This window comes from Delftia sp. WSY_12, assembly GCF_043104645.1.
Taxonomy (GTDB): domain Bacteria; phylum Pseudomonadota; class Gammaproteobacteria; order Burkholderiales; family Burkholderiaceae_C; genus Comamonas; species Comamonas tsuruhatensis.
In genome coordinates this window covers 38,935-62,583 of the sequence record NZ_JBICKW010000022.1, presented here as the reverse complement: position 1 = coordinate 62,583, position 23,649 = coordinate 38,935, and the positions used below count along the sequence as shown (strand labels likewise).

Below are 23,649 nucleotides of genomic sequence, written 5' to 3'. Positions count from 1 at the left end.
ATGAGGAAAAGTGCTGCGCGGGTGGGCGCTCAGTCCAGCGTGATGTTGGCGTTCTTGATCACCGGGCCCCACTTGGCGCGTTCGGCCTCGATGAACTTGCCGTAGGCCTGGGGTGTGCCGCCCATGACCATGCCGCCCGTGTTCTCGATCATGGCGCGCACCTCCGCGTCCTTGAGGGCCTCGTTCACGGCCTTGTTCAGGCGCTCGATCACGGCCGGCGGCGTGCTGGCCGGCGCGATCATGCCCAGCCAGTTGTATGACTCGAAGCCCTTGATGCCCACCTCATCCAGCGTGGGCACGCCGGGCAGCACCTTCAGTCGCTGCTTGCTGGACACGGCCAGCGCCTTGACCTTGTCGCCCTGGATGGCGGGCAGGGCCGCATAGCCCATCTCGAACATGAAGGCCAGGTGGCCGCCCATCAGGTCGGTGGCCGCCAGCGCGCCGCCCTTGTAGGGCACATGGACCATTTCCGTGCGCGTCTGGAAGGCCAGCAGCTCGCCCGACAGGTGGTGGGCACCGCCCACGCCCGACGATCCATAGGTCAGCGTGCCGGGCTTGGCCTTGGCTGCCGCGACCAGTTCGGCCACGGTCTTGAACGGCTGGTTGGGCGCCGTGGTCAGGATCAGCGGCGCCTCTTCGATCAGGATGATGGGCTGCAGGTCGCGTGCGGCGTTGTAGGGCAGCTTTTTCATCAGCATGGGATTGGTCACCAGCGGACCCGGCGAGCCGAAACCGAAGGTATGGCCGTCCGTGGCCTTGGCGATGGCATCCGTGCCCGTCACGCCGCCCGCGCCGCCGCGGTTGTCGATCACGATGGGCTGGCCCAGGCTCTGGCCTATCTTGTCGGCGATCTTGCGGGCCCGTGTATCGGCAAAGCCGCCGGCCGCATAGGGCACGATGAACTTGATGGGGCGCGAGGGCCAGGCATCTGCGCCCTGGGCCACGGCGGTGGCGGGGGCAGCGAGCAGGGCGGCAGCGGCGGCGATGGCGCTGAGGGCCAGGCCCATGCCCAGGCGGAGGGTGTTGCGGCGGGTATTCATGGTGTCTTGTCTCGGTTGGGATCGGTGGTGATGGCGCAAGCGGTTCACTTTTCCTGCATGTTCGCGGCCTTGACGATCTCGCCCAGGCGCTTGCGTTCAGCGTCTGTGAACTTCACGAACTCGGCGCGCGTGCCTCCGATGGGTTCGATGCCCAGGCCCTTGAGCTTTTCCACGGTGGCGGGCTCCTTCATGGCCTTGTCCACGGCGGCGGCCAGCTTGTCCAGGATGGCGGGCGGCGTCCCCTTGGGCGCATGGATGCCGGCCCAGTGCGCGATCTGCAGCTCGGCAAAGCCCTGCTCCACGGCGGTGGACAGCTGCGGATAGGCCGAGATGCGCTGCGTCCAGGTGGTGGCCAGGGCCTTGAACTTGCCTTCGTTGAGGATGTGGGGCAGGGCGATGATGCTGGCCTCCGACGTGCCCTCCACCTGCCCGCCCAGCACGGCCGTCGTGCTCTCCGACCCGCTCTTGTAGGGCACGGGCTGCAGCTGGGCGCCGTACTTCACGTTCAGCATCTCGGCCACGAAATGCGGCGTGCTGCCCGTGCCGGCCGTGGCGAAATTGAAGCCCTGGCCCTTCTTCGATGCCTCGACGAAATCGCGCAGGTTCTGGTAGGGCGCGTTCTTGGGAACCACGATCACGGACGGCGCCAGGCCGATCATGGCCACCGGAACCAGCGCATCGTCCTTGAACGGCATGGTCTTCTTGATCATGCTGTTGGAGATCACGCCAGCCGCGCTCACCAGCAGGGTGTAGCCGTCGGGCTGGGCCTTGGCCACGATGTCGGCGCCCACCGTGCCTCCCGCACCCGCGCGGTTGTCGACCACCACGGGCTGGCCCAGGATCCTGGACGCGCCTTCGGCAGCCGATCGTGCCATCAGGTCATTGGCGCCGCCTGCCGAGAACGGCACCACCAGGCGAATGGGGCGGGTGGGCCAGGCATCGGCGGCGCCGGCAGCCCGTGCAGCGACGGAGCAGGTCACGCCGGCCAGCGGCAGCGCGGCGGCAAGCAGGGTGGCCAGGGCGGTGCGGCGGGGCAGGCGGGATGGCTGGTTCATGGGGTCTCCTGGAAATGCTTGAAATGATTGAAACGCCTGCCCTGTTTGCAAGTGGCATGCCACCGGATCAAAGGGTAAACCCTTGATATCGCAAGTTGTTGATGTGAATGGGTTTTGTGATTCTTGAAAAGTCTGCTCTGCAGGCATTCACCGATTCGCCCGGTGCGGTGTTGCATGAATGAAATAATCGGTTGCATGAATGAATCAGTTGTGCCTTCCATGCATGCAACCCCTGCCGGCCCCCGCGCAGCCTGGCCGCGCGTCGTCACCGTGGGCCGCCATCGCATCGGCCGCGTGCTGGAGCGCATGTCGCTGGCCGTGGGCGACCAGGTGCGCGTGGAGCATGTCAGCGCGGCCTTTGACGATGCCGTGCAGGCCGTGCGTGCGCTGCAGGCGGTCGAGCCCATAGACGCCCTGGTGGCCGCAGGGGCCAGCGGCGCCTGGGTGCGCGAGCGGGTCGATATCCCCGTCGTCATGATCGAGGTGCGCGGTTTCGATCTGCTGCAGGCGCTGGCCAGCGCACGTGCACTGGCCCAGTCCGGCGGCACGCCGCGCATCGGGCTGGTGTCGTTCGACCATCCCTCGCCGCATCTGGCCCAGTTCGACGCGCTGTTCGGCGCCGGCATTGCGCAGTTCAGCTACCACGGACCCGAAGATGCCCAGGCCTGCGTACGTGCGCTGCAGGCCGCCGGCGTGGGCGCCGTCGTCGCGCCCGGCCTGGTGGCCGACCTGGCCGAGCAGGCCGGCATTCCCAGCGTGCTGCTGTACTCCGATGGCGCCGTGCTGCAGGCCCTGCGTGATGCCGTGCTGCTGGCCCGCCACCGCCATGCCGAGCGCGCCCGCCACCAGCGGCTGGAAACCGTGCTCGGCCAGTTGCAGGACGGCGTGGTCGCCGTGGACACGCAAGGCCGCATCCAGGCCCTGAACCCCACCATGGCCGCGCTGCTGGGCGCGCCCGCCAATGCGCTGCATGGCCGGCTGCTGGACGAGGTGGCACCCGCGCTGGCACTGGCACAGGCGCTGCAGTCGCAGTCCCTGGAGCCCGAAGGCAGTGAAGACGTGGTCCAGCTGGCCATGCGCACCCTGGTCGTGCGGCGTGCGCCCATCGTGGAAAACGGCCAGCTCACGGGCGCCTTGCTGGTGTGCCGCGACCCGGCCACCATCCAGCGTGCCGACCGCCACCTGCGCGCCAACCGCAGCCTGCGCGGCGCGGGCGTGCGCTGGCGCATCGAAGATTACGCGGGCGACAGCGAACCCGCCCAGCGCGTGCGCCGCCTGGCGCGCCAGTTCGCGGCCAGCGATGCCACCGTGCTCATCCAGGGCGACAGCGGCACGGGCAAGGAGTTGCTGGCCCAGGGCATGCACCGCGCCAGCCGGCGCGCGGCCCAGCCCTTCCTGGCGGTGAACTGCGCGGCCCTGGGGGAAAGCCTGCTGGAGAGCGAACTCTTCGGCTACGACGAAGGCGCTTTCACCGGCGCGCGGCGCGGCGGCAAGACCGGGCTGATCGAGGCGGCCCATACGGGCACCTTGTTCCTGGACGAGATCGGCGATATGCCGCTGGCCCTGCAGTCCCGCCTGCTGCGCGTGCTGCAGGAGCGCGAAGTGCTGCGCGTGGGCTCCACCACGCCCGTGCCGGTGGACCTGCGCGTCATCGCCGCCACGCACGCCGATCTGGCGGCCCTGGTCGAGCGCGGTGAATTCCGGCGTGACCTGTTCTACCGCCTGGCCGTGCTGCGCCTGTCCATGCCCGGACTGCACGAACGCGGCCCGGCCGATGTCCAGGCCCTGGCCCGCGCCATGATGGCGCGGCGCCTGCGCACGCAGTCGCTGCAGGCGGAAGGGCCATCGCTGGAGCCCTTGCTGGCGGCCTTGCTGGAGCTGGCATCCGGCCACCGCTGGCCCGGCAATGCGCGAGAGCTGGACAACTGGGTGGAACGCCTGCTGGCCTGCCGCCACGACCTGCGAGACAGCGCGGGCCGCGTGGACATGGGCCGCTTGCGGGAGCTGTTTCCTGAATGCGACGGGGCTGGGCAGGGTACCGTTCAGGCCCTGCCAGCGCAGCAGCGGCAACTGCAACTGCGCGAGGCCCGGCGCGATGCCGAGCGCCAGCGCATGCGCGAAGTGCTGGAGCAGGTACAGGGCGACCAGCGCCGCGCCTGCGAGATCCTGGGCATCAGCCGGGCCACGTTGTGGCGGCGGCTGCGCAGTCAGGGGGGCTGACGCGCCGTCATCATTCTTTCCAAAGACCTGGGTCCAGCTTTAGATCGGATGGCTGGCACCGGAACACGTCGACGTTGGCGATACTGCCTTTGCATATCCCGACGACCGATCGCAGGAAAGGGGCGAGCTCTGGAGAAATACTGTCTCTGAAATAAAAGCGAGCGCTGAGCGCTCCGAATTCATCGACCTTCAGGTCTTCCATGTTGTAGAGATAGGTTCTCGGGGTGGCACCCCAAAAGCACTGCGCAGTTCCTTCTGAGCGGAAGGCATTGCCCGAAGGCTTCAAATTTCCTTGGTACTCACAGGCAGTGTTTCCCGTGCTTGACTTCTCAACGGCAATCAGCGTGTTTTCATCCACCTTGAAAGTGATTTCGCCAGGGGATGAAAGGCGCGCGTAGCCCTGTGCGCTCGAGTGCGAGAACGTGAAATTGAGCCGGTTCCTCAGATCCTCGAACTGGAAGCGCTGAAGGCGCTGCGGAGCCTCGCCGGGCAGGGTGATCGTCGCCGTGGTGGAGGAATCGAAGACGATCCTGACCGGGCCAGCCTCCTGTGCAAGCTCTCCATCGCGGGCCTGGCCACCCAGTGCGCGGCCATTGCGGTATTCCGTGAGCACGCCGTCAAACTGCTTGCCGTCCTTCAGCGTGCCTGCGGCCTGCAGGAACAGGGACGATCCGTCCGCGCGATAACCGAAATAGGTCAGGATCAGCGTGGAGCCACCCTGCCTGTCGATCTGAATGCCGCGCCCGGGCTTGCCATTGAGCTCCTCTCCAATGCTCCACATTCCCGAATCCGGAAGAATGGCCAGCGCGGGCGTGGAAATGAAGGCGGCAAGGGCCGCGGCCATGAGGCCATTCAGTCGCTTTGACATGCTTGCTCCGTTGGTTTTGAAGATGTTGAATCGAATGGATGCCGGACTTTAACCGCGATCCACCTCGGAATGCTGAATCACCCAGGATGACGGAGTCATTTGGGTTTATGTCCGAATCAAATGGCCGTCGTGATTGCCGTTGGCTATTGAAAATCACATGGAAGAATCACGAAACACGCATCCCACCAGTGCCACCCAGCCGCTCGGCCAGGAAATCCATCAGCACGCGCAGCTTCAGTGGCAGATGTCTGGTGGGCGGGTGAAGAATCCACAGCTGGCCGCTGTAGTTGGGCAGGAAGCTCCAGTCCGGCAGCACCTGCACGATGCGCCCGTCCGCCAGGGCCTCGCGTGCTGTGAAGCGGGGCAGGCTGGCGATGCCGATGTGCTGCAGCACGGCGTCCAGCCGCACACCGGTGTGGTTGGCGGCATAGCGCCCGCGCACGGCCACGGTGACGGTCTTGCCATGGCCGCGCAGCTTCCAGTGCGCGTCGCCGGGCTCCTCCCCCAGGTAGATGCAGCTGTGGGCCTTGAGCTCCAGCGGATGCACGGGCGTGCCGTGCCGGGCCAGGTACTGGGGCGAGGCGCACAGCAGATGGTCGATGTCCATCAGGTGGCGGCCCATGAGGCCCGGCGGCGGGTGGTTGGTGATGCGTATGGCCAGGTCCACCGGGTCGTCGATCAGGTCCATGTAGCGGTCTTCCAGCCGCATCTGCACGTCGACCTCGGGATACAGGGCCAGGAAGTCGGGCATGTGGGGATGGACCACGGTACGGCCCACGGCCTTGGGCACGCTGATGCGCACCAGGCCGCGCGGCTGCGCGTCCTGAAGCAGGGATGCAGCCATGACGGCCTGGGCGGCGCCCACCATGTCCAGGCAGCGCGCATGCACCTCGCGGCCGGCCTCGCTCAGGCGCAGCTTGCGCGTGGTGCGTTCCAGCAGGCGCAGGCCCAGAGCCCTTTCCAGCCGCGCCACGCCCCGGCTGGTGGCCGATGGCGTGCTGCCCAGCTGACGCGCGGCCTCGGAGAAGCTGCCCGTGTCCACCACCTTGACGAAGATGGCCATTTCCCCGAACAGGGGCAGGGCTTGATTTGTGCTCATGGCGCAAAGAATATTTGAAAAGCCAAGGGATTATCGCGGCTGAACGCCAGTCCTACACTGCCACCCCATGCCTTTGCACACCTTCACTCCCCTTATCCCGTCCCATGCCCTGAGCCACGCCGGTGGTCCTGAAATCTGGCTCAAGCTGGATGCGCTGCAACCCTGCGGATCATTCAAGCTGCGCGGCATAGGCCATGCCTGCGAGACCCTGGCGCGCCAGGGCAAGAAGCGCTTTGTGGCCTCATCGGGCGGCAATGCGGGCATTGCCGTGGCCTATGCCGGGCGGCAGCTGTCCATACCCGTCACCGTGGTCGTACCGCAAACCACGACCGAACATGCGCGGGCACTGATCCGTGCCCAGGGCGCCGAGCTGATCGTGCATGGCGCCGTCTGGGACGAGGCCAATGCCCTGGCCCAGTCCCTGCTGGACGCCGAGGATGCCTTTGTCCATCCGTTTGACGACCCGCTGCTGTGGACGGGGCATTCCACCCTGGTCGATGAGCTGGCCGCTGCCGACTTCAAGCCCGACGCCGTGGTGCTGGCCGTGGGCGGCGGCGGCCTGCTGGCCGGCGTGGTGCAGGGCCTGGAGCGCCATGGCTGGACCGATGTGCCCGTGATCGCGGCGGAGACGGCCGGCGCCGATTCTCTGGCGCAGTCCCTGGCCCAGGGCCGCCGCGTACTGCTGGACCGCATCACCAGCGTGGCTACTTCGCTGGGCGCGCGCCAGGTCTGCCAGAGAGCCTTCGATCTGGCGCAGGTGCACCCCGTGCGAAGCGCCGTGGTGACGGATGCGCAGGCGCTGCAGGCCTGCCTGCGCTTCATTGACGACCATCGCCTGCATGTGGAGCCGGCCTGTGGCGCCGCGCTGGCCCTGGCCTACGGGCGCGCTCCTGCGTTGCAAGGCTTCCAGCGCGTGCTGGTGGTGGCCTGTGGCGGCACGACGAACACGCTGGAGCAGCTCCAGGCGTGGCGTGGGGCGGCGCTGGCAGCCGAGGCGTGAGCACGGCTGCGGCCTGAAGACCCGGCCCGCGCATTCATGCGGCGTTCAACACCTCGCCGGGGACCCTGATCCAGCCTTCCATCAGGATGCGTGCGCTGCGGCTCATCAGGGCCTTGGTCACCTGCCACTGGCCGTTCACCAAACGGGCCTCGGCGCCCACGCGCAGCGTTCCGGAGGGGTGGCCAAAGCGCACGGCGCTGCGCTCGCCGCCGCCTGCCGCCAGATTCACCAGCGTGCCCGGCACAGCCGCTGCGGTGCCGATGGCCACGGCAGCCGTGCCCATCATGGCGTGGTGCAGCTTGCCCATGGACAGGGCGCGCACCAGCAGGTCCACGTCACCCGATTCAATGCGCTTGCCGCTGGATGCCGTGTAGGCGGCCGGTGGCGCCACAAAGGCGATCTTTGGCGTGTGCTGCCGTCTGGCGGCCTCGGCCAGGTCCTTGATCAGCCCCATCTGCAGCGCGCCGTGGGCGCGTATGGCCTCGAAGCGGGCCAGGGCCTCGTCGTCCGTGTTGATGGCGTCCTGCAGCTCGCAGCCCGTGTAGCCCAGGTCCTGGGCGTTCAGGAAGATGGTCGGAATACCCGCATTGATCAGCGTGGCCGCCAGGCTGCCCACGCCGGGCACGTCCAGCCGGTCCACGAGGTGGCCTGTAGGGAACATGGCTCCGCCATCGTCTCCTTCATCGGCGGGATCCAGGAACTCCAGCGCCACTTCGGCGGCCGGGAAGGTCGCGCCATCGAGCTCGAAGGAGCCGGTCTCCTGGACCTGGCCTTGCGTGATGGGCACATGGGCCACGATGGTCTTGGCGATGTTGGCCTGCCAGATGCGAATGGTGACCGTGCCGTTGCGAGGAATGCGCGCGGGATCTATCAGTCCCATGTGGATGGCGCAGGGCCCCACGGCGGCCGAGAGGTTGCCGCAGTTGCCGCTCCAGTCCACAAACGGCTGGTCGATGGCGACCTGGCCAAACAGATAGTCCACGTCATGGCCTTCCCGCGTACTGGGAGCCAGGATCACGGCCTTGCTGGTGCTGGACGATGCATTGCCCATGCCGTCGATCTGCTTGCCGTACGGGTCGGGGCTGCCCAGGGCGCGCAACAGGATGGCGTCGCGCACGGGTCCGGGGCGCTGGGCCGCCTCGGGCAGATCCTGCAGGCGAAAGAACACGCCCTTGCTGGTGCCGCCGCGCAGGTAGGTGGCAGGGATGCGCAACTGGGGAAGAAAGGTTTCGGGGATCGCGCCCATCTCAGGCCTCCTGTGCTGTTGTTCGTATCTGTGTCTGTTCTTGCGGTCTGCCGATCGCCGGAGCGCGCAGCCTCTGGCGGCGGTTGATGCCCATGGACGGTGTCCCCTGCGGTGTCAGGCGATGGCAGTAGGCCAGGTTTGTTGCAAGCGCCATGCCATCCGCATCAAGGGAAAACCCGTGCAAGCCTTGCAGCGCGCCAGCACAGGGCGTGTGCACTGCGGTGCTGGCTGCCGCCGCAACATTCGTTTCACTGTCGTTTCAAAATTGCTGCTTTTGATTTCATGGATGAGGGAGCGTGCAACGGTTCGGTCCCCCAGTCCCACGCCGGCCTGCGGAGCTCTCTAGGGTTTGCCCGGGCCAGCCTTCAGCAAGTGTGCTTGCAGACGATAGAGGAAGGGTGTTTGTAGGATTTGTCTTATCCATGGTTCGCCTGCCGCGTGCCGAAATCCATTTATCCTCGCGCTCTGCTCCATATGGCCTGTACTGCCCTTTCCGGTGAACCTGCCATGGGGCTGGCAACGAGCGGTTCCGTGCTCCTGGACCGATTTCCCGTGACCGCCTATTCCGCCTTAGCCGCTCCATGTCAGTTTTTGCCCAGCGCACGCTTGTAGCCATCCGGGCCGCCTGGCCAGCCGCAACCGTCATGGCGGTGGGCATGTGCCTGAGCGCTGTGCTTGCCTTGCAGCAGCAGCGGGCGCTGGAGCGTATCGACCTGCAGCGCCATACCCAGCAGGCCCAGTCGGCCCGCCAGGCGCTGGAGATGCGCCTGGATGCCTACGCGGTCATGGTCCAGCATGTGGCCAACCAGCTGGCCGCCTCTCCCGAGATGGGGCAATCGGCCTTCGCGCGCATGGCGCAGGCGCTGCGCATACAGGCGCAGCCGGGCATGCAGGCGCTGTCCTTTACACGGGCCGCAACGCAGCGCGGTCTGCCCGGCCAGGATCAGGCCTTCACCGCCCGGCCCGGGCCCCACTATTTCTTCATCGACTATCTCTGGCCGCTGGAGGGCAACGAGTCCATTGCCGGCCTGGACATGCACGACCGCCCCAGCCTCATGGCCAGCATGGTGCGCAGCCGCGACAGCGCGGCCGCCGTGGTCTCGGCACCGTTTGCGCTGAAGCAGCCCGGCGAGCATGCCACCGCCGTGCTGGTGCGCGCGCCTGTCTTTGCGCTTGTGGACCACCAGTCCCCGGACGGGGAGGCCGCGCAGCCGCTGTTTCTGGGGACTGCAGACGTCAGCGTGCGCGTGCACGACCTGGTGCAGGACCTGCATGAACGCGGCTTTCTGCGCCGGCTTGCGCTGGCCATGCATGACGCAGGCCCGACCTCGCCCCTGCCGCCGGCCGGCATATCGCCGCTGCCGCTGTACCTGGGCGCGGCCTGGCCGGAGCGCGGGCAGGAGGCGGCCGGCATGGGCGACACCGGCCAGGTGGTGCTGGAGCAGACGCTGCAGGCCCAGGACCGGCTGTGGCGGTTGAACTTCATTCCCATGGGGACGGCCCTGTCCTGGACCGAGCGTGTCCAGCCCCTGGTTCTTTTCGCGCTGGGCATGCTCGTGTCGGCCCTGCTGGCGTCGCTGGCGGCGGCCTGGTGGCGGCGCCATCCTTCCAGCTGGGCGCAGCTGCGCGCCTCCTCCCGCAGCATGCGCGAGAGCGATGCCCGCTTTCAGGCCCTGTTCGAGCAGGCTGCCGTGGGCGTGGTGCAGGTCGATGCGGCCAGCGGCAACGTCCTGCATGTGAACCGCAGGTACTGCGACATTACCGGCCATGAGGCGCAGCAGCTGTGCCAGCGGCCCCTGCTGGCCCTGTTGGCGGCCGAAACCCTGGAGGGCGACCGGGTGCTGCTGCAGGAACTGACGGCGGGCCAGCGCGGGGCCCTGCAGATCGAGCGGCAGCTGCGGCGCCGCGACGGCACCCTGGTCTGGGTGGAGCTGCATATCTCCGCGCTGGGCCATGGCCCGTCCCGGCGGCTGATGGCGCTGGTGCAGGACATCAGCGCGCGGCGCCACCTGCAGCAGATGCAGCGCGATGGATCGCGCCATCTGCGCATGGTCATCCAGCGCCTGCCTCTGGGCCTGGCCATGCTTCAGGACGACGGCCGCTTCGCCTACTGGAACGAGGAATTCATGCGCCTGGCGGGCCACGGTGCCACGGCCGGCATGGATGGTGATGGCTGGTGGTGCAACATGTGTCCCGATGAAGCCCGCCGCCTGCGCATGCAGCGCCGCTTCGAGGCCGCGCAGGCGAGGGCGCGCGTGGCACAGAGCCTGCACAGCGGCGAGTCCGACAGCTGCGGCACCCTCAACTGCGAGGAATACCAGCTCATGGGCAGCGATGGCCGCACGCGTTCCGTATCGATAGGCGGCATGCTGCTGGACGAAGGCTGCCTGCTGATCCTGCAGGACCAGAGCCAGCGCAAGACCGCCGAAGAGGAAATCCGCCGCCTGGCCTTCCACGACGCGCTCACCGGCCTGCCCAACCGCCGCCTGCTGGTGGACCGGTTGCAGCAGGCGCTGGCCTCCAGCCGCCGGCGCGGGCGCTGCGGCGCCGTCATGCTGCTGGACGTGGACAACTTCAAGGCCTTCAACGACAGCCTGGGGCTGGAGCTTGGCGATGTGCTGCTGCGCATGATTGCCGAGCGCCTGGCGCAGTCCCTGGGGCCCGAGGCCACGCTGGCCCGCCACAGCGGCGATGACTTCGTCGTGCTGCTGGAGGACCTGGGCAAGGACTCCATGCATGCGGCCTCGCAACTGGAAGGCGAGGTCCAGCGCATGCGTTCGCTGCTGCAGCAGCCGCTGCAGTTGGCAGGCCAGTCCTGCCACATCACGATGAGCATTGGCGCCAGCCTGTTCGGCGAGCAGGAACTGAGCGCCGACGAGGTGCTGCGCCGCGCCGAAATGGCCATGTACCAGGCCAAGGGCATGGGGCGCAACACGCTGCAATTCTTCGATCCGCAGTTGCAGGCCGTGCTGCGCTCGCGCACGGCCATGGAGCAGGAAATGCGCGAGGGCCTGGTGCGCAGCCAGTTCGTCCTGTACTACCAGCCGCAGATGGCGCACGGACGCATCGTGGGCGCCGAAGGCCTGCTGCGCTGGAACCACCCGCGCGAAGGGCTGGTGCCGCCCTCGCTCTTCGTCTCGCTGGCCGAGGAGACCGGCCTGATCCAGCAACTGGGCGAATGGGTGCTGGGCGAGGCCTGCAGGCAGCTGGCGCAATGGGCGGCGGACCCCGAAATGGCCTGCATGGTGCTGGCCGTCAACGTCAGCCCGCGCCAGTTCCACCAGGCGCGCTTCGTGGAGCAGGTGCTGCAGGCGCTCAAGGAGCACGGCGCCAACCCGCGCCTGCTCAAGCTGGAGCTGACCGAAAGCCTGCTGCTGGCCGACGTGGACGACACGGCCGCCAAGATGGCCACGCTCAAGGCCCACGGTGTCGGCTTCTCGCTGGATGACTTCGGCACAGGCTATTCCTCGCTGGCCTATCTCAAGCGCCTGCCGCTGGACCAGCTCAAGATCGACCGCAGCTTCGTGCGCGACGTGCTCAGCGACCCCAACGACGCGGCCATTGCGCGCACCATCGTCGCCCTGGGCACCAGCCTGGGACTGCAGGTCATCGCCGAAGGCGTGGAAACCGAGGCGCAGCGCCAATTCCTCGAAGACCAGAGCTGCCACGTCTGGCAGGGCTACCTGCTCAGCCCGCCCGTGCCCGTGCGCAGCTTCGAGGCCCTGGTGCGCGAGGCCGCCCCCTTGCCGCGCCCCCCGGCCTTGAGCCCCGCATGCCTGACCCAGCCGGCGCAACACCGGCCCGAAGTGGTGGAATGCACGGACGCCAGCACGGGGCCAGAGGTCCCTTCAAACCATTCTTGACATTCGCAGCGGCCCCGCCCGGGCCGCTTTCCATTCTTGAGAGGGGGTGGCGCGCGGTATCATCCCGAGCTGCCTTGTTCTTTCCCCACCTCCTTGTTTGTCCGTTCGCCGCGGACCGCTTTGTGCCTGCATCGTGCGCCTGAATTCCATCAAGCTGTCCGGCTTCAAGTCCTTCGCCGAGCCCACCAACTTCATGCTGCCGGGTCAACTGGTGGGCGTGGTGGGCCCCAACGGCTGCGGCAAGTCCAACATCATGGATGCGGTGCGCTGGGTGCTGGGCGAGAGCAAGGCCAGCGAGCTGCGCGGCGAGTCCATGCAGGACGTGATCTTCAACGGCACCACGCACCGCAAGCCGGCCAGCCGCTCCAGCGTGGAGCTGGTGTTCGACAACAGCGACCACCGTGCGGGCGGCCAGTGGGGCCAGTTCGGTGAGATCGCCGTCAAGCGCGTGCTCACGCGCGAGGGCAACAGCAGCTACTTCATCAACAACCAGGCCGTGCGCCGCCGTGACGTGCAGGACGTGTTCCTGGGCACGGGCCTGGGCCCGCGCGCCTACGCCATCATCGGCCAGGGCACGATCAGCCGCATCATCGAGTCGCGCCCCGAAGAGCTGCGCCTGTTCCTGGAAGAGGCCGCAGGCGTGTCCAAGTACAAGGAGCGCCGGCGCGAGACCGAGAACCGACTCTCGGCCACCACCGAGAACCTCACGCGCGTGGAGGACATCCTGCGCGAGCTCAACAACAACCTCGACCGGCTGGAGAAGCAGGCCGAGGTGGCGGCGCAGTACAACGCGCTGCAGTCCCAGGTCACGCTCAAGCAGCAGCAGCTGTGGTTTCTCAAGCGCGCCGAGGCCGAGGCCGAGCAGGACCGCGTGCGCGTGGAGGGCCTGAAGGCCGTCAACGAGCTGGAAGAGCGCATGGCCGACATCCGCAACAACGAAAGCGGACTCGAAACCCTGCGCCAGGCCCACTACGACGCCAGCGACCAGGTCAACCAGGCCCAGGCCAAGCTCTACGAATCCACGGCCGAGGTCGGCAAGCTGGAGGCCGAGATCCGCTACGTGCTCGAAGGCCGCCAGCGCGTGCAGCAGCGGCTGCAGCAGCTGTCCGAGCAGGTGCTGCTGTGGAACAGCCGCCGCGAGGAGGCCGAAGCCGAAATCGAAAATCTCGACGGCGCCGGCATGGATGCCGAGGAACAGGCCGAGATGCTGGCCGCCCAGGTCGAGGAGCAGAGCATGCGCCTGCCCGACCTGGAAGAGGCGCTGCGCAATGCCCAGAAGGCCGATGCCGACCAGCGCGCCAGCGTGGTGCAGGTGCAGCAGCAGATCCAGGTGCTGGCCGCCGAGCAGCGCAGCCTGGACGAGCAGCGCCGCCAGTTCGAGACCCGCTTCGAGCGACTGCGCGCCGACCGCAATGCGCTGGAGACACCCGACGAGGCCCGCCTCCACAATCTGCAGTCCCAGCTGGACGAGGCCCGCGAACTGGCTGAAATGGCCGATGCCGTGCTCAACGAGCTGCAGGACTCCGTGCCCCAGCTCGATGAGGACCGTCGCACGCGCCAGCAGGCCGTCAATGCCGAGGCCGCGCGCCATGCCGACCTGTCGGCGCGGCTGGAAGCCCTCAAGGCCCTGCAGGAAAAGGTCAAGACCGACGGCAAGCTCCAGCCCTGGCTGGCCAAGCACGGCCTGGACGGCATGCAGGGCCTGTGGAGCCGCATTGCCATCGAGCCCGGCTGGGAAAACGCGCTGGAGGCCGCGCTGCGCGAACGCCTGGGCGCGCTGGAAGTGGGCCGGCTCGACATGGTGCGCGGCTTCCTGGGCGTAGGCGGGCACGATGCGCCCCCCGCGCGCCTGGCCTTCTTCAGCCCGCCGCAGGGCGCCCCCGCGCCCGCGCCGGGGCGCTGGCAGCACCTGTCCGATCTGCTGCGCGTGAACGATGCCGGCCTGCGCGCCGTGCTCGGCGACTGGCTGCAGGACTGCTACACGGCGCCCACGCTGGAAGAGGCGCTGTCGCGCCGCGGCGAGCTGCGGCCCGGCGAGACGGTCTATGTGCCCACGGGCCATGCCGTCAGCAGCCACAGCGTGAGCTTTTATGCGCAGGATTCGGAGCAATCCGGCCTGCTGGCACGCGCCCAGGAAATCGAGCACCTCGAAAAGGAAGTGCGCGCCCAGGCGCTGATCTCCGACGAGTCGCGCACGGCCCTGGTGCGTGCCGAAAGCGCCTATGCCGAGGCCTCGCAGCGCCTGGTCACCGCCCGGCGCGAGGCCAGCGAATCGCAAGGCCGCGCCCATGAGCTGCAGGTCGAGACGCTGCGCCTGTCGCAGCTGGCCGAGCAGGCCCGCGCGCGCAATGCCCAGATCAGTGCCGACCTGGCCGAGGTCGAGGCCCAACTGTCCGACATCGAGGAGCGCCGCGTGGCGGCCGAAGCCCGCTTCGAGGAACTGGACATGCAGCTGGCCGACAGCCAGGAGCGCCATGCCCAGCTGGGCGACAAGGTGCTGGAGTCCGAGCGGCGCCTGAACGAATCGCGCGAGCAGCTGCGCACGCTGGAGCGCCAGGCCCAGGAGGCCACTTTCTCGCGGCGCAGCCTGGAAGCGCGCCGGGGCGAACTCAGCCGCACCATAGAGACGGCCAGCCAGCAGGCCCGCTCGCTGGCCGACGAGCAGCAGCGCGCGCAGGACGAACTCACGCGCCTGACCGACGCCGCCGCCCAGGGCGGCCTGCAGGACGCGCTGGATCTGAAGATGCAGCGCGAGCAGGCCGTGGCCGCGCGCCGCAGCGAATATGACGACCTGACCAACAAGCTGCGCGCCAGCGACGAACGCCGCCAGCAGCTGGAGAAGGCACTGGACCCGCTGCGCCAGCGCATCACCGAATTCCAGCTCAAGGAGCAGGCCGCGCGCCTGGGCCTGGAGCAGTACTCCACCTTGCTGGAGGAGGCCGGTGCCGACCTGGCGGCCGTCTCCCAGTCCATTGCCGAGGCCAATGTGCGCATGCACGGCCTGCAGGGCGAAATCGACCGGCTGCACCGCGAGATCGCCGCCCTGGGCGCGGTCAACCTGGCGGCGCTGGACGAGCTGAAGCTGGCGCGCGAGCGCAAGACCTTCCTCGACGCGCAGACCGAGGACCTGACCCAGGCCATGAACACGCTGGAAGATGCCATCCGCAAGATCGACGCCGAGACGCGCGAGCTGCTGTCGGGCACCTTCGAGACCGTGAACGGGCACTTCGGGCGCATGTTCCCCGAGCTGTTCGGCGGTGGCCAGGCCAAGCTGGTGATCACCGGCGATGAAATCCTCGACTCGGGCGTGCAGGTGATCGCGCAGCCGCCCGGCAAGAAGAACCAGACCATCCACCTGCTGTCCGGTGGCGAAAAGGCGCTGACGGCGATTGCCCTGGTCTTCGCCATCTTCCAGCTCAACCCGGCGCCGTTCTGTCTGCTGGACGAGGTGGACGCGCCGCTGGACGACGCCAACACCGAGCGCTATGCCAAGCTGGTGGCCAGCATGAGCAAGGGCACGCAGTTCCTGTTCATCAGCCACAACAAGATCGCCATGGAAATGGCGCAGCAGCTCATCGGCGTGACCATGCAGGAGCAGGGCGTGTCCCGCATCGTGGCCGTGGACATGGAGTCCGCGCTGTCCATGGCTGAGCTATCCTGAGCATGTCCGCAACCTTCCGAACCCATTTGCTGGAACGACGTTTCATTCCTTCATTCCATGAGTAACCTGCAAATCAGTCTGGCCGTCCTGGGCTTTGTGGTGCTGGCCCTGATCATTGCCTACAACAGCTGGTCCGCACGCCGCAACGCACCCAAGCGCGCCGACCCCGTCGAAGAGGCGCAGCGCGATCCCTCGCGCCATGAACCCGGCATGGACACCGTGGGCCACGGCCCGGACCTGACGCACAGCCTGCGCGAGCCCGTGCTGGGCGACTTCGGCACCGCAGCCCCGGGCCAGAGCCCTGCCGCCGTGGACCGCTTTGCCGAAACCGATGCCGAACTGGCCCATCTGGTCCAGCTCGAAGAGCAGCAGCGCCAGGCCGAGGCCCAGGCCGCTTTGGCGGCCAAGGCAGCCCAGGCGGTGCAGACCGCGCAGGCTGCCCATGCCCTGCAGGCGGCTGAAGACGCCAGCGCATCGGCACCCGCATCTGCGTCAGTGCCTGCGCCATCCCCGTTGGCACCGCAGTCCATCGAGCCTTCCCTCAACGACGCGGCCCTGACCAGCGCTGCGGCCAGCCGGCCGGGCCTGGATGCGCTGATCGATGCCATTGCCCCCGTGCAGGTCGGCCAGGCCGTGCCTGGCGAGCTGGCGCTGCAGGCCCAGCCCGCCACGCGGCGCGCGGGCAATAAGCCCTTTGCGATCGAAGGCATGAACCAGTCCACCCACCAGTGGGAACCGCTGCAGCCCGGCCAGCGCTACCTGGGTTTCCAGGCCGGCGTGCAGCTGGCCAACCGCACGGGTGCGCTCAACGAGATCGAGTTCTCCGAGTTCGTTGCCAAGGTGCAGCGCTTTGCCGACGCGCTGGGCGCCACGCCCGACGTGCCCGACATGCTGCAGGAAGTGGCGCGTGCGCGCGAGCTCGACCAGTTCGCCAGCGAGCACGATGCCCAGCTCACCTTCATGCTGCGCGCACGCCAGGCCTCCTGGAGCGCGGGCTATGTGCAGCAGAACGCATCGCGCCAGGGCTTTCTGCCGGGCTCCATGCCCGGGCGCATGGCCCTGCCTTCGCCCACGCCCGGCATGCCGCCGGTGCTGGTGCTCAACTACGACCCGCAGGCGGCCATGGCCGACGACCTGGACACCTCGGTGGTGCGCGAGTTCCTGCTGAGCCTGGACGTGCCCCAGGTGCCGCGCGGCGAGCAGGCCTTCGTGCAGCTGCGCCAGGTGGCCGAGCGCCTGTGCCAGACCATGGATGGAGTGCTCTGCGACCAGAACGGCTACCTGCTGCCGGCCATGGCGCTGGACCCCATCCAGCACGACCTGGAACAACTCTATGACAAGCTCGACAGCCGCGAGCTGTCGGCGGGCTCCATGCTGGCGCGGCGACTGTTCAGCTGACGCGGCGCGGTGCCCCTGGTGCACAACAGGCTCCTGGCCTCAACCCCATGAACGACAATCTGGATCTCTTCTCCGGCGCAGCCCCCGCGGCGCCGGAGTCCGGGGCCGCCCCCGACAAGGTGCTGGCCAAGGTGCAGGCGCTGCGCGCCCAGCTCAACCAATGGGCACATGAGTACTATGTGCTGGACACGCCCACCGTGCCCGACGGCGAGTACGACCGCGTCTTCCAGCAATTGCAGGCCTTGGAAGGTGCCTACCCCGAACTGGTCACCCCGGACTCGCCCACGCAGCGCGTGATCGGCGCCGTGCTCGACGGCCTGATGCCTGTGCGCCATGCCGTGCCCATGCTCAGCATCCGCACCGAGACCGACAACGAGGCCACGGGTGCCGAGGCCTTCGACGCACGCATCCGCAAGGAGCTGGAACTGGCCGAAGGCGCACCGCCCGTGGAATACGTGGCCGAGCCCAAGTTCGATGGCCTGGCCATGAACCTGCGCTACGAGAACGGCCGCCTGGTGCAGGCCACCACGCGCGGCGACGGCGAGGTGGGCGAGGACGTCACACACAACATCCGCACCATCCGCAAAATTCCGCTGTCCCTGCCCGAAGGCAAGGGCGTGCCGCCCGTGGTCGAGGTGCGCGGCGAGGTCTACATGGGCCGCGCCGACTTCGTCCGGCTCAACGAACGCCAGCAGGCCGCCGGCGGCAAGAGCTTTGCCAATCCGCGCAATGCGGCGGCGGGCTCGGTGCGCCAGCTGGACTCGGGCATTGCGGCCCAGCGCCCGCTGTCCTTCTTCGCCTATGGCCTGGGAGAGATTACGCCGGCCGCGCAGGGCGGCCCCGACTTCGGCACCCACTACGCCATGCTGCAGACGCTGCGCGACTGGGGCTTCCCGGTGGCGCCCCAGGTCTGCATTGCCAAGGGCGCGGCCGAGCTGGTGGCCTTCCACCAGCGCATGGGCGCCGAGCGCGCCACGCTGCCCTACGAGATCGACGGCGTGGTCTACAAGGTCAACAGCCTGGCCCAGCAGCGCCAGCTGGGCTTTGTCTCGCGCGAGCCGCGCTGGGCCGTGGCCCACAAGTACCCGGCCGAGGAAATGCCCACGCGCATGGAAGGCATCGACATACAGGTCGGCCGCACGGGCAAGCTCACCCCCGTGGCGCGCCTGGCGCCCGTGGCCGTGGGCGGCGTCATCGTCACCAATGCCACGCTGCACAACCTGTTCGAGATCCGCAAGAAGCGCGTGCGCACCGGCGACACCGTGGTCGTGCGCCGCGCCGGCGATGTGATTCCCGAAGTCGTGGGCCGCGTGCCCGGCGACCGGCCGGCCTATGTGCCCAACTTCCGCATGCCCGCTGCATGCCCCATCTGCGGCAGCGCGGTGTCGCGCCCCAAGGGCGAGGCCAACCACCGCTGCACGGGCGGCCTGTTCTGCCCGGCGCAGCGCAAGGAGGCCATCCTGCACTTCGCCGCGCGGCGCGCCATGGACATCGAGGGCCTGGGCGACAAGCTGGTGGACCAGTTGGTGGACGGCCATGTGGTGCGCACGCTGCCCGACCTCTACCGCCTGGGCCTGGTGGCCCTGGCATCGCTGGACCGCATGGCCGAGAAGTCGGCCCAGAACGTGCTGGATGCGCTGGAGAAATCCAAGAAGACCACGCTGTCGCGATTCCTCTTCGGCCTGGGCATCCGCCAGGTCGGCGAGTCCACGGCCAAGGACCTGGCCCGCCATTTCGGCCAGCTGGACGCCATCATGGACGCCAGCGTCGAGCAACTGCTGCAGGTGCGCGACGTCGGGCCCATCGTGGCCGAGAGCATCCACACCTTCTTCGCCCAGCCCCACAACCGCGAGGTGGTCGAGCAGTTGCGTGCTTGCGGCGTGCACTGGGAAGAGGGCGCGGCGCGCGAGCAGACCGCCCAGCCCCTGGCCGGCATGACCGTGGTGCTCACCGGCACGCTGCCCACGCTGGGCCGCGACCAGGCCAAGGAGATGCTGGAGGCCGCTGGCGCCAAGGTCTCCGGATCGGTCAGCAAAAAGACCAGCTACGTGGTCGCGGGCGCCGAGGCCGGCAGCAAGCTGTCCAAGGCCGAGGAACTGGGTGTGCCCGTGCTGGACGAGGCCGGCATGCTGGCCCTGCTGGCGGGTGACCCCCCTGCTGCAGCCGCAGCGGAGCAGGGCTGATGGCGCTGAGTCCGCGCAAACCCGTGGTCGGCCTGGCGCTGGGCAGCGGGTCGGCGCGCGGCTGGGCGCATTTCGGCGTGCTGCGCGCGCTCGAGGATGCGGGCCTGCGGCCCGACATCATCTGCGGCTCGTCCATCGGCGCCCTGGTGGGCGCCTCCTATGCGGCCGGTGAAATGCAGCGCTTCGAGGAATGGGTGCTGGGCCTGGGCATGCGCAAGGTCTTCGGCTTCATGGACTTCAACATCGCGGGCGGCATGCTCAAGGGCGAGAAGCTGATCTCGTTCTGGCGCGAGCATTTCGTGGACTCGGCCATCGAGGATCTGAAGATTCCCTTCGGCGCCGTGGCCACCGACCTGCATTCGGGTGCCGAGGTCTGGCTGCGCAAGGGCTCCATCGCCGATGCCGTGCGCGCCTCCATCGCGCTGCCCGGCCTGTTCACGCCCGTGCAGCGCGAAGGGCGGCTGCTGGTCGATGGCGGCATCGTCAACCCCGTGCCCGCCTCGCTGGCGCGCGCCATGGGCGCGGACATCGTGATCGCGGTCGATCTCAATGCCGACATCATGCGGCGCCACATGCGGCCGCTGGCGCCCGCTGCCGCCATGGCCGCTGCGCCGCCGCTGGAGGAGGCCCCGCCCGCCGTGGAGCAGGGCGTGGCGCCCGAGGACCTGTCGGGCCAGGCCAGCGCCGTGGCCGGCTCGGCCTGGATGCGCCGGCTGCAACGCGGCGTGATGGGGTGGATGCCCGGCCACCACCGCGATGAGGCAGGCCGCGAGACCGAGCCCCCGCCCCGGCCGCCCTCGCTGCTGGACGTGGTGATGACCAGCGTCAACATCATGCAGATGCGCATCACGCGCAGCCGCATGGCGGGCGACCCGCCCGAGCTGGTGATCGCCCCGCGCCTGTCCCACCTGGGCCTGCTGGACTTCCACCGCGCCCGCGAGGCCATCGACGAAGGCTACGAGGCGGCGCAGGCCGCGCTGCCCGGCCTGCGCCACTGGGGTCTGTGAGGCCCCGGGGGAACGCGCCCTATGCCGCCTGGGCATCCCAGGCCGCCTCGCGCTCCACTGCTGCCGCGCTGCGGTCTGCGTTGGCCGCCGCGCCGCGCGAAGGCTGCAGCCGTTGCATCAATGCGGCCGGATCCAGGCACTGGATCAGCGGCAGGCCCGCGCCGGCATGCACCAGCTCCCGCACCAGGGCCGGCGTCGTGGAGGCCACGCTGAGCATGGGCGATTCCACCAGCGCGCTGGCCGGCAGCCGGTGCACGCCTTGCAGCGCGCTGACCAGCAGCCCCACGCGCAGGCCGCCGTGCTGGACCACGATGACCTGCGACTGCTCGGTGACCACGCCGGGCCGGCCCTGCAGCAGCGCGGCCAGGTCGAACACCCAGACATAGCCGCTGACGCTGCCCTGGCTGCGCCGCGCCAGCGCACCCACGCAAAACGGCAGCCGTCCTGCCGCCACGGGCGAGATGGCGCTGGCGGGCAGGGCCTCGCAGACATCGCCCGCGCGCAGGGCCAGCAGGCTGGCGCCCACGTAGAAGCTGGCCAGTTCCACCGGCGCATCGCCGCCGCCGTGCGCGGCGAGCGCACGCGCGACAGGACGCGAGCCATCCAGCCGCGTGGCCGGCGCCAGGCGCAGGGCGCGGTTGCGCGCATCGGCATGCACAGGCCCCAGCCGCTGCAGGCTCAGGCTGACGAGGCCGGCCAGTGTGTCCTCCGTTGCGCTTTCCTTTGCATCGCGTGCCGCGCCCTGGTCCAGCCGGAACTCGCGGTAGCCTCGCCCGGCGGCCATGCCGACGATGCAGTAGTGGCCTTCGATTTCCTCGATGCTGCTGCGTACCTCTCCATCGGTCAGCGTTGCCAGCCCGGCCACGCCTTCTATGCAACTGCCCAGCGGCCGACCGCCGTGGCTGGCGGCGATGATGCGGCCGTCGCGTGCCACGTAGAAAGCCTCCATCGGCAAACGGGGCAGGCCGTGGTCTTCGGGGCCGGCGTCTTCGGACTGCTCCGGTGCAGCGGCCTGCAGCATGGCCTGCAGTTCTCGGCGCGTGTGGAACAGCAGGGCAATGCCGCCGATGGCGGGGCCCTGATCTGCGCCCTGCCCATGCCCATGTCCATTGGTGGTTGAGGGGGCGCGCAATGCGGCGTGGTAGACGTGGACGGGCAGGCCCCCATCGTCCAGCTCCTGCACGTGATAGGCCTGGGCATCGCGCAGCGCCATGGTGGCCTGCAGTGCCGAGGCCTGCACGCGCACGCCGGGTGACAGCGGCAGACCGGGTTCGTCCTCATGGCTGCAGGCCAGCACCAGGCCCTGGGCGTCATACAGCGCAATGCGCGCATAGACGGTGTACAGCGCATTGAGCTGCTCCAGCAGACGCTGCGCGGCGTCGTGTGCCTGTACCGACAGGGCCAGGCAGCCGCTGTTGTCTTGCAGCACTTTCTGCAGGCCTGGCGTCAGGGCCCACCAGCGGCAATCGTTGGCGCGTTCGTAGAGATTGCGCTCCAGCAGGTCCATCAGCAGCCGGTTCAGCGTGGTGTGCTCCTGCAGCCGCGTGGACAGCGCCGTCTCGTGCAGGCCGTGGATGGCGCGCGTGAACACGGCATGGGTCAGGTCGCCGGTCTCGCTCATCTGCTCCAGCACGGCCTGCAGCGGGTCCGGGGGGGCCGTGCCCTGCACGGGGGACTCCGGCGCCTGGCTGGCAGCCAGCACCTGGCCGTTCCAGACCACGCGGCGTATGTCGTCGGCCGCGCGTGCCATGGCGTGCAGGGGCGGGCAAAAGCCCCGGGACTGGGCCATCAGTCCTTCGGCGATGGCAGGCTCCAGTGCCTGCAGGACCTGCGGCCTTTGCTGGGTGGCGAAGGCCAGGTCCAGCGGCGCCATGACCTGGGTCTGCCAGCCCTCGGGGCCCGCATAGCCCTGGTAGGGCAAGGCGCGGGCCGTACGCACCAGATAGGTGCGGCCGGCGTGGATCAGCGGCTGCACGGCATCGCCGTGGTGCATGGGCACGCGGCTGCCGGGGGCGATCCAGTGGTCATCGCTGCTGGCAATGACCAGTCCAGCCGCATCCAGCAGCAGTCCCACCTGGGCGCGCGGCCCGCCCGAGGCAAAGATGGCCTGCATCTCGGCCGCGAAGTCGAAGCTCAGGCACAGCACGCCGAGCACCGCCATGGTGCGTGGATGCAGCAGGCGCTGCGCGTAGATCAGGCGGTCTGCGCCGGGCAGCACGCAGCTGGCGCCGAAATGGCTGACATGGCCGGCCTGCTGCAGGCACTGCTGGAACCAACCCTCGGCGCAGGGCGGCAGCGGCTTGTCGCCTGCCTGGGCGCGTGCGCAGACCTGGCCCTGGGTGTCCAGCAGCAGGATGTCGTCGTAGACCGTGTACTTGGCACGGTAGGCCTGCAGGTGCAGCTGCAGCGGAGCCTGCCAGGCGTGCAGGCCGCCCGCGGCCATGTCCAGCAGGATGTCGCCATCGCCGAGCTGGGCCATGGCCTCGCACAGCACGGAATCGGCGGCCAGGAAGCCGACATCGGCCGTGCGCTCGTAGAGGCTGCGCACCAGCAGGTCGATGGCATGGCTGGACTGCATGCCCAGCTGGGCCATGGCTTCCTGCGCGGACTGGGCCAGCTGCGACTGCAGCAGGCCTTGCTCCAGCTGCTCCAACCCCTGGCGCGTGTCGGTCAGCATGGACACCAGGGCCTGTCCCTGCTGCGAGGCCTGCATGCGGGCCGAAGCCTCGATGAGACGCCACATGAGCCGGATCTCGCGCAGGTCGGCGGCGTTGCGGTTGAGTTCCCGCAGGTGGGGAAGAATCAGGTCGGTGGGCAGGGATGTGGCCATGGGGCGCTCCGCAGTCAGGTTCAGGTTCGGTAAACCAACTTTTCCGCTCAGGGAAAAGCCCTATGCAAAGAGCAAGAAGGAGGCCAGTTTGTGACTAAATGTGTCTGCAAGGTGACATAGGGGTGACGGACCGCCGCCTGCACCCCGCACGCAGCCCGTCCGGTGCCACACCGGGGCAT

At 68.6% G+C, this 23,649-nt stretch carries 13 protein-coding genes; 7 read left to right on the top strand and 6 right to left on the bottom strand.

Translation table 11 applies throughout. The features are described 5' to 3' along the window. Positions 1 to 29: 29 nt before the first annotated feature. Together ACF8LI_RS12675 and ACF8LI_RS12670 are read right to left on the bottom strand one after the other, a co-directional pair. Positions 30 to 1,040, bottom strand: coding sequence for a tripartite tricarboxylate transporter substrate binding protein (locus ACF8LI_RS12675; RefSeq protein ID WP_074922328.1), 1,011 nt, complete (start codon positions 1,038 to 1,040; stop codon positions 30 to 32). Positions 1,041 to 1,084: 44 nt separating this feature from the next. After that, entirely contained in the window at positions 1,085 to 2,095 is a 1,011-nt protein-coding gene (locus ACF8LI_RS12670; protein ID WP_017405022.1) for a tripartite tricarboxylate transporter substrate binding protein, read from the bottom strand. Positions 2,096 to 2,314: 219 nt separating this feature from the next. Here ACF8LI_RS12670 and prpR point away from each other — a divergent pair, with 219 nt between their 5' ends. Then, the gene (gene prpR, locus ACF8LI_RS12665; RefSeq protein WP_312839809.1) at positions 2,315 to 4,315 is read left to right on the top strand and encodes a propionate catabolism operon regulatory protein PrpR; all 2,001 of its coding nucleotides are present in this window, start codon (positions 2,315 to 2,317) and stop codon (positions 4,313 to 4,315) included. Between the two features lie 10 nt (positions 4,316 to 4,325). On the opposite strand, the gene ACF8LI_RS12660 is transcribed toward prpR, so the two are convergent. Next, positions 4,326 to 5,183, bottom strand: coding sequence for a hypothetical protein (locus tag ACF8LI_RS12660; RefSeq protein WP_209803249.1), 858 nt, complete (start codon positions 5,181 to 5,183; stop codon positions 4,326 to 4,328). Between the two features lie 166 nt (positions 5,184 to 5,349). Beyond that, a complete protein-coding gene (locus ACF8LI_RS12655; RefSeq protein ID WP_312839808.1) occupies positions 5,350 to 6,282 on the bottom strand; it encodes a LysR family transcriptional regulator in 933 nt (310 codons plus the stop codon). A gap of 67 nt (positions 6,283 to 6,349) precedes the next feature. On the opposite strand from ACF8LI_RS12655, the gene ACF8LI_RS12650 reads away from it, so the two are divergent. Further along, positions 6,350 to 7,282, top strand: coding sequence for a pyridoxal-phosphate dependent enzyme (locus tag ACF8LI_RS12650; protein WP_074922319.1), 933 nt, complete (start codon positions 6,350 to 6,352; stop codon positions 7,280 to 7,282). Between the two features lie 34 nt (positions 7,283 to 7,316). Here ACF8LI_RS12650 and prpF read toward each other — a convergent pair whose 3' ends face one another. Further along, the gene (prpF, locus tag ACF8LI_RS12645) at positions 7,317 to 8,528 is read right to left on the bottom strand and encodes a 2-methylaconitate cis-trans isomerase PrpF (protein ID WP_392412958.1); all 1,212 of its coding nucleotides are present in this window, start codon (positions 8,526 to 8,528) and stop codon (positions 7,317 to 7,319) included. Between the two features lie 581 nt (positions 8,529 to 9,109). On the opposite strand from prpF, the gene ACF8LI_RS12640 reads away from it, so the two are divergent. From ACF8LI_RS12640 to ACF8LI_RS12620, 5 genes are all read left to right on the top strand, one after another. Next, a complete protein-coding gene (locus tag ACF8LI_RS12640) occupies positions 9,110 to 12,391 on the top strand; it encodes an EAL domain-containing protein (protein ID WP_312839806.1) in 3,282 nt (1,093 codons plus the stop codon). 133 nt (positions 12,392 to 12,524) lie between these two features. Next, the gene (smc, locus tag ACF8LI_RS12635; RefSeq protein ID WP_392412956.1) at positions 12,525 to 16,052 is read left to right on the top strand and encodes a chromosome segregation protein SMC; all 3,528 of its coding nucleotides are present in this window, start codon (positions 12,525 to 12,527) and stop codon (positions 16,050 to 16,052) included. Between the two features lie 57 nt (positions 16,053 to 16,109). Continuing rightward, on the top strand, positions 16,110 to 17,450 hold the full coding sequence (locus ACF8LI_RS12630; protein WP_016445918.1) for a cell division protein ZipA C-terminal FtsZ-binding domain-containing protein: 1,341 nt from the start codon (positions 16,110 to 16,112) through the stop codon (positions 17,448 to 17,450). Between the two features lie 47 nt (positions 17,451 to 17,497). Further along, positions 17,498 to 19,633, top strand: a complete 2,136-nt coding sequence (gene ligA / locus ACF8LI_RS12625; protein WP_046238714.1) for an NAD-dependent DNA ligase LigA — start codon at positions 17,498 to 17,500, stop codon at positions 19,631 to 19,633. Further along, positions 19,633 to 20,640 carry a patatin-like phospholipase family protein gene (locus ACF8LI_RS12620; RefSeq protein ID WP_016445920.1) on the top strand — a complete coding sequence of 336 codons (1,008 nt, stop codon included), beginning with the start codon at positions 19,633 to 19,635 and terminating at the stop codon, positions 20,638 to 20,640. Before ligA ends, ACF8LI_RS12620 begins: the two co-directional genes overlap by 1 nt. A 19-nt stretch (positions 20,641 to 20,659) precedes the next feature. Here the strand turns inward: ACF8LI_RS12620 and ACF8LI_RS12615 are convergent, their stop codons facing one another. Next, the gene (locus ACF8LI_RS12615; RefSeq protein ID WP_392412953.1) at positions 20,660 to 23,470 is read right to left on the bottom strand and encodes a chemotaxis protein CheW; all 2,811 of its coding nucleotides are present in this window, start codon (positions 23,468 to 23,470) and stop codon (positions 20,660 to 20,662) included. Positions 23,471 to 23,649 lie beyond the last annotated feature (179 nt).